The sequence below is a fragment of the Aquabacterium lacunae genome, assembly GCF_004310865.1.
Classification (GTDB): Bacteria; Pseudomonadota; Gammaproteobacteria; order Burkholderiales; family Burkholderiaceae_C; genus Aquabacterium; species Aquabacterium lacunae.
In genome coordinates this window covers 265,598-280,258 of sequence record NZ_SIXI01000002.1, presented here as the reverse complement: position 1 = coordinate 280,258, position 14,661 = coordinate 265,598, and the positions used below count along the sequence as shown (strand labels likewise).

Annotated in this window: 9 protein-coding genes; 5 read left to right on the top strand and 4 right to left on the bottom strand. The window is 67.6% G+C overall.

All coding sequences use genetic code 11. The features are described 5' to 3' along the window. Nucleotides 1-10: 10 nt before the first annotated feature. The 5 genes from EYS42_RS05025 (at nucleotide 11) to EYS42_RS05005 (ending at nucleotide 3,218) form a co-directional block, all read left to right on the top strand. Nucleotides 11-517: a GNAT family N-acetyltransferase gene (locus EYS42_RS05025; RefSeq protein WP_130966766.1), complete on the top strand. Its 507-nt coding sequence runs from the start codon at nucleotides 11-13 to the stop codon at nucleotides 515-517. A gap of 163 nt (nucleotides 518-680) precedes the next feature. Beyond that, nucleotides 681-1,256: a DUF2589 domain-containing protein gene (locus EYS42_RS05020; RefSeq protein WP_130966765.1), complete on the top strand. Its 576-nt coding sequence runs from the start codon at nucleotides 681-683 to the stop codon at nucleotides 1,254-1,256. Nucleotides 1,257-1,300: 44 nt separating this feature from the next. Next, nucleotides 1,301-2,128, top strand: coding sequence for a hypothetical protein (locus tag EYS42_RS05015; protein ID WP_130966764.1), 828 nt, complete (start codon nucleotides 1,301-1,303; stop codon nucleotides 2,126-2,128). 3 nt (nucleotides 2,129-2,131) lie between these two features. Then, nucleotides 2,132-2,701, top strand: a complete 570-nt coding sequence (locus EYS42_RS05010) for a hypothetical protein (protein WP_130966763.1) — start codon at nucleotides 2,132-2,134, stop codon at nucleotides 2,699-2,701. A gap of 55 nt (nucleotides 2,702-2,756) precedes the next feature. After that, nucleotides 2,757-3,218 carry a GNAT family N-acetyltransferase gene (locus EYS42_RS05005; RefSeq protein WP_130966762.1) on the top strand — a complete coding sequence of 154 codons (462 nt, stop codon included), beginning with the start codon at nucleotides 2,757-2,759 and terminating at the stop codon, nucleotides 3,216-3,218. A gap of 58 nt (nucleotides 3,219-3,276) precedes the next feature. Here the strand turns inward: EYS42_RS05005 and EYS42_RS05000 are convergent, their stop codons facing one another. The 4 genes from EYS42_RS05000 to EYS42_RS04985 all read right to left on the bottom strand — a co-directional run bounded on the left by EYS42_RS05000 (nucleotide 3,277) and on the right by EYS42_RS04985 (nucleotide 14,605). Beyond that, nucleotides 3,277-4,236 carry a pseudouridine synthase gene (locus EYS42_RS05000; protein WP_130966761.1) on the bottom strand — a complete coding sequence of 320 codons (960 nt, stop codon included), beginning with the start codon at nucleotides 4,234-4,236 and terminating at the stop codon, nucleotides 3,277-3,279. Nucleotides 4,237-4,242: 6 nt separating this feature from the next. After that, nucleotides 4,243-5,664 carry a type II toxin-antitoxin system HipA family toxin YjjJ gene (yjjJ, locus tag EYS42_RS04995; protein ID WP_130966760.1) on the bottom strand — a complete coding sequence of 474 codons (1,422 nt, stop codon included), beginning with the start codon at nucleotides 5,662-5,664 and terminating at the stop codon, nucleotides 4,243-4,245. Nucleotides 5,665-5,765: 101 nt separating this feature from the next. Further along, the gene (gene trhO, locus EYS42_RS04990) at nucleotides 5,766-6,629 is read right to left on the bottom strand and encodes an oxygen-dependent tRNA uridine(34) hydroxylase TrhO (protein WP_130966759.1); all 864 of its coding nucleotides are present in this window, start codon (nucleotides 6,627-6,629) and stop codon (nucleotides 5,766-5,768) included. 101 nt (nucleotides 6,630-6,730) lie between these two features. Then, on the bottom strand, nucleotides 6,731-14,605 hold the full coding sequence (locus EYS42_RS04985; protein WP_130966758.1) for a beta strand repeat-containing protein: 7,875 nt from the start codon (nucleotides 14,603-14,605) through the stop codon (nucleotides 6,731-6,733). Between the last annotated feature and the right edge of the window lie 56 nt (nucleotides 14,606-14,661).

Sequence of the window (14,661 nt, the reverse complement as noted above, 5' to 3'; positions counted from 1 at the left end):
ATTGGCCTGCATGCAGCCCAGTTTGATCCGCCCCTTTGCGCCCGGTGACGAACACGCCATCGCGGCCATCTACAACCACTACATCCTGCACACCACGGTCACGTTCGAGGAAGAACCTTTGTCGCCGGCTCAGATGCGCGAGCGCATTGACGCCTACCGACAGCATCACCCCTGGCTGGTGTGTGTGCGTGGCACCGAGGTGCTGGGGTACGCCTACGGGGCGAAGTTCCATGCCCGCGCGGCCTTTCGGCACACGCTGGAAGCGTCGGTGTACCTGAAGGCGGGCTGTGAGCGCCAGGGCTTGGGGCGGGCTCTGTACAAGGCGCTGATTCCGATGCTGGCTGAGCAAGGGTGCCGAACGCTGGTGGCCGTGATTGCACTGCCGCACGAGGGTAGTGTGGCCCTGCATCAGTCGCTGGGATTCGAGGCCAGCGGCCGGCTCAAGCAGGTGGGCTTCAAGTTCGGCCAGTGGCTGGACATCGGGTACTGGACCTTGGCCTTGGGCCCCAGGGCTTGATGTCACAAACCCACCCCCCTAGCTTGCTCAGGGATGTGTGCGCTGCCCGCGCTTCAAGTTAGGGGGCGCGGGCCCTGGAGGGCTGTTGCGATCGATCAGGGGTTTTGACAATGCGTCTCGCAGTACGCAAAACCTCTTTTCTCACAACCTTCAGGAATGCATCATGGCAATCGGTGACGAACTCTCCAGCCTCGATTTCTCGGCAATGATCGGTGGCCCGCTGAACGCGGTCATCAAGGCGCAGGCCCAGTCGGCCATCACGTCGGTCGACTTCATCAAGTCGGTGGGCTTCGACAAGGACGGCAACGTCGAGCAGGTCGAGTTCAGCTACAACAAGATGGTCCCCAAAAAGGACGCGCAAGGCAATCCCACCGCGGAGCTGGTGGAGACCAAGCAGAAGCTGTCAGTGCCCTTGCTGACCATGCTGCCCATTCCGTTCATTCGCGTCGAAGAAACCACCATCGATTTCAACGCGAAGATCAATTCGGTGCAGGAAAGCACCACCACCAGCTCCACCGACCTGAAGACCTCGCTGGCCGCCAAGGCCGGTTGGGGCCCGGTGTCTGCCGAGCTCAAGACCAGCTTCTCTTACAAGAAGTCCACCAGCGCCTCGTCCAAGACCGAGCGCACCTACTCGATGGCCGTGCATGTGCGCGCTGTGCAGGATGAGCTGCCTGCCGGTACCGAGCGTCTGCTTTCCATCCTGGAAAACAGCATCAAGGAAGCTGCCGCCGCCTGATGGCGTTGGTCCCTGCACATGGCATTGATTTGAAAAGGTGAACCATGGCCGAACTGGACCAGGTTTTGGGCGCGGTGTTGAGCAGTCTTGCGCAGGCCCGTCGCATGGCCGATGAGCAGACCTCTGCCATCGCTCAGTATTACCAGAGCAGCCCACTGCTCAAGGGCATGACCGTGCCTCGCATCCGCTTGCCCGAGGTGGTGGTGGATGTGCCTTTGATCATTGACGAAGTGCAGGCGGCCCGACCGCCTGTGTTTGCCAGCCCGAAAGAGTTGTCGACTCTGGCGGTCGATGCGGCCATCCAACAAGCCCAGCAAGCCGATGTGCCCGTGAGTGCCGCGCTGCGTGAACAGATCAGCCGCAGCTTGCTGGTCAGTTTCGAGCAGGTGCTGCAGGCAGGGCAGGCTGGCAAGCTGGCCCCTGACTTGTTGCGTGAGCAACTGGCAGAGGCCACTGACAAGGCCCTGATGACTCCGGTGCGTGACACTGTGGACACGCGCGTCGCGGCTTTGAACAAGGCGTCGATCGCGGCCAGCAGCCGCAAGCTGCGCGGTGCAGCCGATCTGCCAGCCGCCACCACACGTGCAGCGACAGCCGCGGGCCTCAATGCGGGTGCGGCGGTCCAGAAAGACCCGCTCGTGATCCGCGCGGCGGTGTTGACGGCGGCCAAGGAGGCCATCAGGCTGTCAGCCATCAAGGAGCCTGGGCGGGCAGCCACACTGAAGACCAGTGTGCTGACCAGCGAGATCAAAGAGCGAACCAACCCCGACACGGTGACCCGTCTGAAGCTGGTGCTGCGTGAGGAAGGCATGGAGTGGCAGGACGTGAAGCGGGCCGATGGCTCGTCGTCGGTGATGCTGACCCCCGAGTGAACCATGCAGCTCTACACACGTGAAACCTTGCTGGAGCGCCTGATGCTGGTGCCCGACCTGATCGGGCTGTACCAGGCGCAAGATGCCTCGTTTGCCCCTGCGGTGCTGCAGTGGATGACAGCCACCGAAGACCTGCTCAAGCGCTTGCGCTCACCTTTGGTCTCGATGTGCAGTGGTCAGCGAGCCAGGTTGCTGGCGGCTGTGGACGGCGTGCATGCGGACGCCGCAGCCGCAGGAAGCAGCCCGCGCAAGGCCAGCCGCGCCGCGGCTGCGCTGTGCCTGACCCAGGTGGAGGCGGCCCTGCGCCATCGTGTGCAGGAGCTGGACACCCAGCTGCAGGTCAATGCCGAAAAGATGGCCCAGCTGGTGGCTTTGGGTGCAGCGGTCAAGCCGCTGCCGGTGGCTCCGCAGACCATCGACCCCAGCTGGTTGCAGCTGGTGTGGCAGCAGCTGGCGGCGGTGCCGGAAACACGGCATTTGCATGGCTATTTGTCTGCCTTGATGGCGCCAGCCGACCGGCATGCCCTGCTGGAAGACGCTGTGCTGAACTGGCACCACGGCCAGCAGGTCTGAAGCCTTCTGGTATGGCAGGATTGCCGTGGCGAGTGTCTGTGGCTACCATCGGGCCATGGAGACACTGATTCGCGTGGCAGATCCAGACGACGCCCCAGCGGCCAGCCGGCTCATACGCAGCTTGTCGCATCATTTTTTTCTCTTGCCTGGCGGGCAGGGCGCGGAGCGATTCATGGCCTCGACGTCGGCCGCTGAGCTCTATGCTTTGATGGCCTCACCGCATTTCCATTACCTCACAGCCTGGCAGGGCGAGGTGTTGGCGGGTGTGGCGGGCATGCGTGATCACACCCACTTGTTTCACCTGTTCGTGGCACCTGAGGCGCAGCGCCAAGGGCTGGCCCGCCGCCTTTGGGTGGGCTTGGTGAAAGCCGCCCAGGCTGCAGGCAAGGGCCAGCACATCACGGTGAATGCGTCGGCCGTGGCTGTGCCGGTGTACGAGCGCTTTGGCTTTCAGCGTGAGGGCACCGAGATTCGAACCGATGGCATCCGTTATGTGCCCATGCGATGGGTGGCTTGATCTGCAAGGCCCCATGAGCCGAATGCGACGCCCCTTGCCGTGGCGCCGTGGTGCGGTGTCATTCGATGTCGTCGAGAAGCCCTGGACACGACGGCAGCGGCCTTTGGCTGACGAAGTGACGGCGCTGATGGGTGAAGGGGTCTTGGAATGCCAGTTGGCTGGCCAGCAGTTGCAGCGGCTTTGAAAAATCAGGCGCCTGGGTGACGGGCGGCTCGGGCCGCATCACCGGGTAGATGCGGTCGTTTAGCAAAGGCAGGCCCAGGTGGTTCATCTGGGCACGCAGCTGGTGCTTGCGGCCCGTGTGCGGGTGCAGTCGGTAATGCCCCAGGGGGTGACCGTTTGGCCCGATGAAGGTGCGCAGCAGCTCGATGAGGGTGTCGGCGTTGGGCTCGCCGGGCACGGTGTGCATGGCCATGAAGTGCGGGCTTTCTTCCAGCCGCGTGTGGCAACGCAGGGGAAGGTTCAGCTCAGGGCGCACAGGGGCGATCGCTTCGTACACCTTGCGCACTTGCCGCTCGGCAAACAGGCGCTGGTAGGCGGCACGTTCGCTGGGTTGCACGCTGAAGGCCACCAGCCCGGCGGTTTCCAGGTCGATGCGGTGCAGCGGCACCAGGGTGTCAATGCCTGTGAGGCGCTTGAGCTTGACCAGCAGGGTTTGCTGCACATGCCGGCCTTTGGGGCTGATGGGCAGGAAGTGCGGCTTGTCGGCCACCACCAGGTGCTCGCACTGGTGCACGATGCCCACCGGGAAAGGCACCTCGTGTTCGAAGGGCACTTCACGCCAGTAATACAGCCTCATGCCCGGTGTGCAGGGCGCATCGGGTGGCACCGGCTGGTTCTGGGCGGTGACCACATCGCCTTGCGCCATGCGCTGCTGCCAGTCGGTCTTGGGCACGGCGGGGATGCGCTCGGCCAGGAAGCTGAGGCAGTCGGGCCAGTGCGGGCCGGGCACCACCACGCAGCTGGGGCTGACCCCGTCACGCGTGGGCACCTGGTGGGGCACTTTGGCAAAGCCCATGGCGGCTCACACCTGGGTGTGCAGGGCCTGGAGGCGCTGCAGATTGTGGGCGCATTCGCCCCGGAAGGCCGGGCTGATGCGCGGCTCGGTGCTGGCGGCTTGCCAGAAGTGCAGCGCGGCGCGGCAGGCGTCTTGCCAGGCGGGCCGCTGCTCGGGCAGGGGCCAGGGTGGTTCGAACTGACGGGGCGGCACTTCGCCGCCGGCCAGGGGCGCGTACAGCATGGGCAGCATGTCGTAGCTGGGGGCCAGCATGAAGCCAGGCCGTGGTGACTGACCCGACGGGCCCTGACCAGGGCCCGGCACCAGGCTGAGGTTGCCCAGGTGCATGTCGGTGTTGCCGATCAGGCGGCCGAACCACCACCAGCGCTCGGCCTGGGCCAGAGCTTCGGCGCCCAGCCAGCCCTGCTGGTGCAGCGCACGGCACAGGCTGGGCCAATCGGTGGCACGGCTGCCGAGGAAGGCGCCTTGCACGGTGTCCAGGCTGCACAGGCGGCTGCGGCCCCAGGTGCCGTGGCGGTCGAAGCGTTCCACCTCAAGGAAGGTGCGACCGCCATGCTGCAGCACGCGGGTGTGGGCCGCGGGGCCCAGGCCATGGTGCTGCAGGCTGTGCAGGGCCAGGTGCTCGCACACCAGCAGGTCGGCCCAGCGCCGCACGGTGGGTGAGGTGTCAGCCCCCGAGAACTTGACCAGCACGTGCTCGGTGGGGCGCCCGCTCAGCAGGCGGCGCGCGCTGAATTTGGGGAACTCACCGGCGGCGCTGGAGCCCGGCACGCCCAGGGCCACGGCTTGCTCGGCCAGGTGGGCGTAAGCGCTGGCGTGGCCGGCCTCGGGCAGGGCGGCGGGCGCGGTCAGGCGCTGCTGCATCCAGCGTTCGTAAGCCTGGGCGCCCACGATCAGGCTGCCGCTGCAGTCTTCGCCTCGGTGCTGCAGCGCGTGCAGCACGTCGTCGTCGTCCCATTCGGCCGGGTTGGGGCTCAGGCCCAGGGCCTGGTGTTCCCGGCGGGCCAGTTGGCGGCCCAGGTAGCCCTGGGGGCGCATGTCTTGCAGGGGCCAGGGCAGGCCGTCCCACCAGCCGTCGGCCGATTCAGCGGGCAGAGGCCAGTGCGCGGCAGGCCAGGGGCTGGCCGTGCCGAAAGGCGCCACACCTTGCAGCTGGCTGACCGGCTGGGCCCGGCCGCTGGGCAGCACTTCGTAAATGGGGATGACACCGGTGCCACCGCGGTCGTGCCGCAAGCGGCGCACAGCCGCATGGCGGCTGCGCCGCGCCTGGCCCAGCCGCACCACCTGCTCGCCCGCTTCGGCCAGCAGTCGGTGCACGGTGGGCACGCTCACGCCCAGTGCTGTGGCCAGTTCAGAGGCCGAGCATGCGCGGTGCTGGCGCAGGACGGTCAGCAGGTCGTCGCGGGCGTTTTGCAGGCGAGGGCGCATGTTCTGAGAAGATTATTGAGGCCATTTTAAGTGACCTAACCTTTTCAGATCAATGGCTTATGAGCACTGTTTCCCTATTTGACGGCATGTTTTGAGAAGATTCACGAAGACTTGGGTTCTGCCGAGTCGAGCCGCCGAGCGCGCGCCAGCCGCCAGGCTTCGTCCGGGCTGTTGTTGTACACCTGCTCGGCGGTGGTGCCTGTTTCCTGCAGCCGGGTGTCGATGGCCACGCGGTTGTCGAACACGAAGCACTCGCCCTCCCAGTCGCGGTCGGCATCGGGCAGGGCCTGGAAATAGCTGACGATGCCGCCGTCGAGCTGGAACACGTCCAGCCCCAGGTCGTTCTGCATCCAGGCACCGGTTTTTTCGCAGCGGATGCCGCCGGTGCAGTACATGGCCACGCGCTTGCCTTCGGCCTTCCATTGCGGGGCCATGGCCTGCAGGTAGCTGGGGAAATCACGAAAGTTGTCGACTTTGGGGTCGATGGCGTTCTTGAAACGACCCAGCCGGTATTCGAAGTGGTTGCGGTTGTCGATCACCACCACGTCGTCGCGCTGGATCAGCTCACGCCACTGCTGGGGGCTGACATGGGTGCGGTCGGTGCGCTGGCGGGGCTCGGTGTCGGCCACGCCTGTCACACCTTCAACGCCCAGGGCCACGATTTCCTTCTTGCGGTGCACGCGCACCTTCCAGAACGGGCGGGTGGCGCAGGCGCTGTGCTTGAACACCATGCCGGCGAAAGCGCCGTTCAGGCGTGGGTCGTGCTGCACGGCGTGCTCGAAGGTGGCCAGGGCCTCGGCTTCGGCCGCCAGGGCACCGCTGATGCCTTCTTCGGCCACCAGGATGCTGCCGGTGAGTGGGGCCACCAGTTCACGCAGCACCTCGACCACGTGATCGGGGTCGGGCAGGCGCACGAATTTGTAGAACGAGCTGTGCAGGTAAGCGGCAGGGGCGGGGGCAGACATGGCTGAAATTGTCGCAAGAAACCCGACCCAGGCACCCAGGGGGTTCTTGTGACAGATCAGACCGGGCGGTTTTCAGCCGCCCGGGTGTCTGGGTGTGGCGGTCAGATCAGCGGCAGCTGGCTGGCGCGTTGCTGTTCGTCTTGCAGGCTGCGCGCCAGGGCCACCGCGGCCTGGTCGGCTGAGGTGTCTGCCGTGGGGGTGCTGGCGGTGGTTCCGCCCAGGGCGTTGCCCGGGGTGCTCGCCCCGCCTGGCAGGCCCATGTCGGCCGAGGGTGCGGTGAGCAGGTCACCGACGGCAGGCGCCGTGGTGTCCTTGGCGAACCACACGTCAACCATGTCGGCGCTGCTGCCGTCGGTGCGGGTGTAGCTCGACACCAGGCCCAGCAGGTTGCCGTTGTCCATGGCGGTGCCGGTGCTGGCGGCCACGTTCAGCGAGGCCACCCCCAGCTCGGTCAGACCGTGCAGCTCGCCGGCGTCGGTCACGCCATTGCTGTTGGCGTCCATCCACAGGCGCAGCGTGGCAAAACTGGCGTCGTGGCCGTCGACCACCCCGTCGGCGTTGCCATCGAGCTCGGCCAGGGCCGTGAAGCCGTCACCGGCGCGCTGGCCGTTGTTCAGCTGGGTGGCCGTGCCGAACAGCTCGGTGCCGTCGTTGATCTGGCCGTCACCATTCAGGTCGCGCACCAGCAGGGCATCGGTGGCCGAGACCCAGCCCACCTGGTGGGCCGTGCCGGTGGCACCCAGGTCGAAGTTCACGCCCTGGGCTGCGGCCAGTGTGCGCACGCCGTCGCCATCGAGGTCCAGCACGATGGGCGAGGTCAGCAGGAAGGTGTCGAGTTGTGCAGCCGTCATGGCGGCGACGTCATCGCCTTCGAAGGCCAGGTGCTGGTCGGTGGTCATGGCCGCGATGTCGGCCGTTTCCAGCGCCGGGATCTGGTCGGTGGTGAAGGCCACGATCTGGGCGGTGGTCAGGGCCAGGGCCTGCGCCGTGGTCAGGGCCGCCACATCGGCGGTTTCCAGCGCGGCGATCTGCTCGGTGCCCAGGGCCGCGATGAGCGAGGTGCTCAGACGCGAGATCTGCGCGGTGGTCAGGGCTGCGATGTCTTCGGTTTCCAGCGCGATGATCTGCTGGGTCGAGAAGGCATTGAGCTGCGCGGTGGTCAGCGATGCCACCTGGGCCGTGGTCAGGGCCGTCAGGGCGTCACTGTCAAGCGACGCCACCTGCGCGGTGGTGAGGGCGGCCACCTGGCGGGTGGTCAGCGATGCCACCTGGTCGGAGGTCAGCACATCAAGCTGCGCGGTGGTCAGGGCCTGCACCTGGGCATTGGTCAGCACCGACAGGTCCTGGGTTTCCAGCGCCACCACCTGTTCGGTGGCCAGCGCGGCCACCTGGCCTGCCGTGAGCTGCACCACCTGCTGGGTGGTGAGGGCCTGCACGTTGGCGGTTGTCAGGGCCTGGACCTGGTCGGTGCCCAGTGACACCAGCTGCTGGGTGCTCAGCGCCTGCACCTGTGCGGTGGTCAGCGCTTCCAGCCCGGCGGTGCCCAGGGCCCGCAGGTTGGCGGTGGTGAAAGCGGCCAGGTCGTCGGTTTCCAGAGCGGCCACCTGACCGGTGGTCAGGGCGGCCACCTGCGCCGTGGTCAGGGCCTGGGCCTGGGCCGTGGTGAGTGCGGCCACCTGATCGCTGGTCAAGGCTTCCACGCCAGCGGTGCTGATCGATCGCAGGGCGAAGGTGCTCAATGCGGCCAGGTCGGCGGTCTCCAGTGCGGCCACCTGGGCCGTGCCCAGTGCGGCGGTCTGGGTGGCCTGCAAGGCGGCCGCCTGGGCGGTGCCCAGCGCCACGACCTGGTCGGTGGTGAGCGCGGCCACTTGCGCCGTGGTCAGCGAGCGCACCTGCTGGGTCGTCAGTGCCGCGATGTTGGCGGTTTCGATGGCGGCGATGCGGTCGGTGGCCAGCAGGGCGAACTGCACGGTGCTCAGGTTGCTGAGTTGTGCGCTGCTGAACGCGGCCAGGTCAGAGGTTTCCAGGGCCTGGACCTGTGCCGAGGTCAGGTTGTTCAGCTGGGTGCTGCTCAGGGCCGTGGTTTGCTCGGTGGTGAGCGCCTCGACCTGATCGGCGGTGAGCGAGCGCAGCAGGGTGGTGCTCAGGCTGGCCAGGTCGGCCGTTTCGATGGCCTGCACCTGGCCCGTGGTCAGCGCAGCCAGCAGGTTACCCGTCAAGGCACCCAGTTGGGCCGAGCTGAGGGTGGCGATGTCTTCGGTGTCCAGGGCCACGATCTGGTTCGTGCCCAGCGCGGCCAGTTGGGTGCTGGTCAGGGCGGCCACCTGGTCGGTGCTCAGTGCGGCCACTTGGTCGGTCAGCAGCGCCCGCACCTGCACAGCGCTGAGGGTGCGCAGATCGGCCGTTTCAATGGCGGCCACCTGGGCGGTGTCGAGGGCGGCCACCTGGTCGGTGCTCAGACGGGCGAACTGTCCGGAGGTCAGGGCCTGGATGTCTTCGGTTTCGATGGCCACGATCTGCTCGGTGGCCAGTGCGGACACCTGAGCCGAGGTCAGGGCCTCGACCTGTGCCGTGGTCAGCGCCTGGATCTGCGCGCTGTTCAGGGCCAGCACGCCAGCGGTGGTCAGAGCCGCCAGATCGGCGGTTTCCAGCGCTGCCACCTGTTCGGTGCTCAGTGCCGCCACCTGGGCGGTGCTGAGGCTGGCCACCTGGGCCGTGGTCAAGGACACGACCTGGGCGGTGCTCAGCGCGGCCACGGCTTCAGTGGCCAGGCTGCGGATCACGGTGGCCTTGATGGCCGCCAGGTCAGCCGTTTCCAGCCCGGCCACCTGGCTGCTGCTCAGCGCGGCCACCTGGGCGGAACTGAGGGCGAAGGCCTGTGCCGTGGTCAGTGCACCCGCCTGCTCGCTGGTGAGGGCGCCCACTTGCGCACTGCTCAGCAAGGCAAGCTGCCCGGTCTGCAGGGCAGCCACGTCCTGGGTTTCCAGGGCAGCGACCTGCGCCGTGCTCAGGGCGTTGAGCTGGGTCGAGACCAGTGCGCGCACCTGTGCGGTGGTCAGCGCTGCGATGTTCGTGGTCTCCAGCGCCTGGGCCTGGGCCGAGGTGAGTGCAGCCACCTGGGTTGTGGTCAGGGCGGCCATCTGATCGGACGTCAGGGCCTTCACCGCGTCGGTGCTCAGGCTGCGCAGGGCCAGGCTGCCGATGGCGGCCAGGTCGGCGGTCTGCAAGGCCACCGCCTGGGCGGTGGTGAGGGCCGCCACCTGGCTGGCGCTCAGCAGGCTGGCCTGGGTGGTGGTGAGGGCCTCGATCTGTTCAGTGCCCAGCGCGGCCACCTGGCTGGTGCCCAGGGCGCGGATCTGCGCCGAGGTCAGGGCCGCCAGGTCAGCGGTCTCGATCGCCACCACCTGGGCCGTGCCCAGTGCAGACACCTGGGCCGTGGTCAGGCTGGCCACCTGGGCCGTGCCCAGTGCCACGACCTGTTCGGTGGTCAAGGCGGCCACCTGGCCAGTGCCCAGGCTGGCCACCTGGGCCGTGGTGAGCGAGGCCACCTGGTCGGTGCCCAGTGCCGCCACCTGTTGTGTGCTCAGGGCACGCAGCTGCACCGAGCTGAGGGTGCGCAGGTCGGCCGTCTCGATGGCCTGGATCTGCTCGGTGCCCAGGGCTGCCATGTGTGCCGTGGTCAGGGCCGTGAACTGCGCGCTGCTGAGGGCCTGCACATTGGCTGTGGCCAGTGCCGCCACCTGCTGGGTGCTCAGGGCCGCCAGCTGGATGTTGCTCAGGGCCGTGGCCTGGTCGGTGGTCAATGCAGCCACCTGTTCCGTGCCCAGGGCACGCACTTGCACGGCGTTGAGGGCGCGCAGGTCGGCCGTGTCAATGGCCGCGATCTGATCGGTGCTCAGCGCCGCCACCTGGGTGCTGCTGAAGCGGGCGAACTGTGCCGTGGTCATGGCCGCCAGGTCTTCGGTTTCGATGGCCAGCACCTGGCGGGTGGTCAGGGCAGAAACCTGGGCCGAGTTCAGTGCCGCCATCTGGCTGGAGCTCAGGGCCACCACGGCCGAGGTGTCCAGGGCCGCGATGCCGTCGGTCTTGAGGGCAGCCAGGTCACGGGTTTCCAGCGCGGCCACCTGCTCGGTGGTCAGCGCAGCCACTTGCGCGCTGTTCAGCGCTGCGGCCTGGGCGGTGGTCAGGGCCACCACCTGCGCCGTGCTGAGTGCGGCCACGGCTGCGGTGCTCAGGTGCGTGATCTGTGCTGCATTCAGCGCGGCCACGTCTTGTGTTTCCAGGGCTGCAGCCTGTTCGGTGTTCAGGGCGGCGAGTTGCGCCGAGGTGAGTGCGGCGGCCTGGCCCGTGCCCAAGGCCACAACCTGGTCAGTGGTGAGGGCGGCCACCTGGGCGGTGCTCAGGCGCGAGACCTGCAAGGTGCTGAAGGCGGCCATGTCGGCCGACTCGATCGCGGCCACCTGGGCGGTGTCCAGTGCGGCCACCTGGGCGCTGGTGAGTGCGGCGATCTGTCGGCTGGTCAGTGCCGCCACCGTGTCGGTGGACAAGCTGGCGACCTGGGTGGTGCTCAGCCCAGCCACCTGCCCGGTGGTCAGCGAGGCCACCTGCTCGGTGCTGAGGGCGTCCAGCTGTGCGGTCGAGAAACTGCGCACTTGCGCGCTGCTCAGGGCCGACAGGTCAGCCGTTTCCAGTGCGGCCACCTGGTCGGTGGTCAGTGCCTGCACCTGGGCCGTGCTCAGGCGCACAACCTGGGCAGTGCTCAAGGCGGCCATGTCGGCGGTTTCGATGGCCGCCACCTGCTCGGTGGTCAGCGCGGCCACCTGGCCGGTGGTCAGGGCGGCAATCTGGGCCGAACCGAGTGCCTCGATGGCGCCGGTGCTCAGGCTGCGCAGGGCCGCGGTGGTCAGTGCCACCAGATCGGCGGTTTCCAGCGCAGCGGCCTGGGCGCTGCTCAGTTGTGCCGCTTGGTCGGAGGTCAGGGCTGCCGCTTGTTGCGAACTCAGGGCCACGATCTGGCTGGTTTCGAGTGCAGCGATCTGGTCGGTGCGCAGAGCCCGGATCTGCAGCGACGACAAGGCGCGCAGGTCCTGGGTTTCAAGGACCACGATCTGTTCGGTGGTCAGGGCACGCAGTTGGGCCGTGCTGAGTCGGCCGACCTGGGCCGACGTGAGTGCAGCCACATCTTCCGTGTCCAGCGCGGCCACCTGGGCGGTGGTCAGCACACCCACCTGGGCCAGTGTGAGCGCAGGCGCCTGTTCTGTGGTCAGCGCCGCGATAGCCGCCGTGCCCAGGGCGGCCACGGCGTTGGAGGTCAAAGCCGCCAGGTCGCGGCTTTCCAGGGCCGCCACCTGCTCGGTGCTCAAGGCCGCCACCTGTGCGGTGGTCAGCGTGCCCGCCTGGGCAGTGGTCAAGGCCACGACCTGGTCGCTGGTGAGGCCCGCCAGTGCGGCGGTGCTCAGCGAGCGCATGGCGAAGGTGTTGAGGGCCGCGAGGTCGGCAGTTTCAAAGGCAGCCAGCTGCTCGGAATTCAATGCAGCCAGCTGTGTCGAGCTCAGCGAGGCCGACTGCGCCGTGGTCAATGCCACGATCTGCTCGGTGGTCAAGGCCTGGATCTGTGCGCTGCCCAGCGCGCGAAGCTGGGTGGTGTTCAGCACGGCCACGTTGTCGGTGGTCAGCGAGGCCACCTGTGCGGTGCCCAGGGCACTGAGCTGCGCTGCGGTCAGGGCGCGGGCCTGTGCCGTGGTCAGGGCGTCGATGTGGTCGGTGCCCAGGCCCTGCAGTTGTGCAGTGCTCAGGCTGCCGACCTGGGCGGTGGTCAGAGCGGCCGCCTGTTCGGTGGTCAGGGCCGCCAGTTGCGCTGTGCCGATGTTGCGCAGTTGCAGTGTGGTCAGCGCGCGCAGGTCATCGGTTTCCAGGCTGTTGACCTGGGCTGTGGTCAGTGCCGTCAGTTGGGCGCTGGCCAGGGCTGCAAACTGTGCCGTGCTCAGGGCGTTGAGGTCGTCGGTGGCCAGGGCGGCGAATTGCGCGCTGGTCAGGGCCACCAGCTGGGCGGTGCCCAGGGCAGCGGTCTGTGCCGAGGTCAGTGCCTCGACCTGCGCCGTGGACAGGGCACGGATCTGCGCCGTGCTGAGTGCGCGCAGGTCTGCGGTCTCGATGGCCTCGACCTGGCCAGTGCTCAGGGCCGACACCTGCGCCGTGCTCAGGCGGGCCAGTTGTGCGCTGGTCAGGGCCTGCACCTGTTCGGTGGTGAGCGCCGACACCTGGGCAGTGTTCAGTGCGCTGATCTGCTGGCTGGTCAGGGTGGCGGCCTGTGTGCTGGTCAGCGAGGCGATGGCGTTGCTGGCCAGTGCGCCGATCACGCCCGACTGGATGGCCGCCAGGTCACGCGTTTCGATCACCACGAGCTGCTCGGTGCTCAGCGCCACGGCTTGCTGGCTGCTCAGAACGCCCGATTGCGCCGTGGTGAAAGCGACCACCTGCTCGGTGGTGACCGCAGCAATCTGCGCCGAACTCAGCGCGCGGAACTGCGCCGTGGTGAGCGCGGCCACGTTGTCGGTGGTGATGGCCACCACCTGCTGGGTTTCCAGCGCCGCCACCTGGGCGGTGGTGAGCTTGTTGATCTGCTGAGAGCTCAGGGCCGCCACGTTGTCGGTGTTGAGCGCGGCCACCTGGGCCGTGCTCAGTGCGGTGAGCTGCGTGGCGCTGAGCACTGCCGATTGCTGTGTGGTCAGCGCGGCAACCCCTTCGGTGTCGAGCGCGCGCACGTTGGCGGTGTTCAGCGCCGCCACGGCCGCTGTGCTCAGGGCCGCGACCTGCTCGGTGGCCAATGCCGCCACCTGGGTGCTGGTGATGTTGGCGGCCTGGGCGCTGGTCAGCGCGGCCACTTGCTCGGTGCCCAATGCGGCCACGGCCGCGGTGCTCAGCGACTTCAGGGCGATCGTGTTCAGCGCGGCCACGTCCTGGGTTTCCAGCGCTGCTGCCTGGTGGGTGCCCAGGGCAGCCAGCTGGGTGCTGGTCAGTGAAGTGGCCTGGGTGGTGGTCAGTGCCACCACCTGGTCAGTCACCAAGGCGCCCACCTGGGCCGTGGTCAGGGCCTTGACCTGGTTGATCGACAGCACGGCCACATCCTGTGTTTCCAGCGCCTGGATCTGGGCGGTGCTCAGCACGGCCACCTGGGTGGCGGCCAGGTTGCTCACCTGCTGGGTGGTCAGGGCGGCCACGGCGGCCGTGTCCAGCGCCACCACCTGGGTCGAGCCCAGTGCATTGAGCTGGGCCGACGTCAGGCTGCTGGCTTGCTCGGTGGTCACGGCTGCCACCTGCTGCGTGGTCAGGGCACGCACCTGCGCATTGCTCAGGGCCACCACGTCACGCGTTTCCATGGCCGCGATGTCTTCCGTTTGCAGCGCCACCACCTGGGTGGTGGTCAGGGCGGACACCTGCTGTGTGGTCAGGGCCACCACCTGGTCGGTGGTCAGGGCTTCGATGCCCGCCGTGCTGATGGCCCGCACTTGCAGGCTGGTCATGGCCTGAATGTCTTGCGTTTCGATGGCGCTGACCTGCTGGGTGGTCAGCACCCCCACTTGCGTGACCGTCAGCGCAGCCACCTGCTGGGTGCTCAGCGCAGCCACATGGTCACTGGTCAGGGCGGGCACCTGGGTGGTGGTCAGGGCTGCAACCTGCGTGGTGGTCAGGGCAGCCACCTGTTCGGTGGTGAGGGCGCCAAGTTGCCCCGTGGTCAGGGCCCGGATGGCCGGCGCACCGAGCACCCTCAGGTCTTGGGTTTCCAGGGCAGCGATCTGTTCGGTGCCAATGGCCGCCAGTCCCACTGGCGTGATGGCCAGCATTTGTGCGGTGGTCAGCGCGGCAATCTGTGCCGTGCTGAAGGCAGCCCAGTCTTCCGTGCCCAGCAGCGAAATGGTGCGGGTGGACAGCGACGCAATCTGCGCGGTGGTCAAACTGGGGATCGAGGTGGCCATGCCGGAACTCCTGCCGAGCGGGAGTTCCAGGGCGGGTGCACCACGCACCACGCGCT

Coding starts and splice junctions, on each gene's coding strand:
- EYS42_RS04985 (WP_130966758.1), bottom strand. CDS start 14,605: ATGGCCACCTCGATCCCCAGTTTGACCACCGCGCAGATTGCGTCGCTG.
- EYS42_RS05005 (WP_130966762.1), top strand. CDS start 2,757: ATGGAGACACTGATTCGCGTGGCAGATCCAGACGACGCCCCAGCGGCC.
- EYS42_RS05010 (WP_130966763.1), top strand. CDS start 2,132: ATGCAGCTCTACACACGTGAAACCTTGCTGGAGCGCCTGATGCTGGTG.
- yjjJ (WP_130966760.1), bottom strand. CDS start 5,664: ATGCGCCCTCGCCTGCAAAACGCCCGCGACGACCTGCTGACCGTCCTG.
- EYS42_RS05020 (WP_130966765.1), top strand. CDS start 681: ATGGCAATCGGTGACGAACTCTCCAGCCTCGATTTCTCGGCAATGATC.
- trhO (WP_130966759.1), bottom strand. CDS start 6,629: ATGTCTGCCCCCGCCCCTGCCGCTTACCTGCACAGCTCGTTCTACAAA.
- EYS42_RS05015 (WP_130966764.1), top strand. CDS start 1,301: ATGGCCGAACTGGACCAGGTTTTGGGCGCGGTGTTGAGCAGTCTTGCG.
- EYS42_RS05000 (WP_130966761.1), bottom strand. CDS start 4,236: ATGGGCTTTGCCAAAGTGCCCCACCAGGTGCCCACGCGTGACGGGGTC.
- EYS42_RS05025 (WP_130966766.1), top strand. CDS start 11: ATGCAGCCCAGTTTGATCCGCCCCTTTGCGCCCGGTGACGAACACGCC.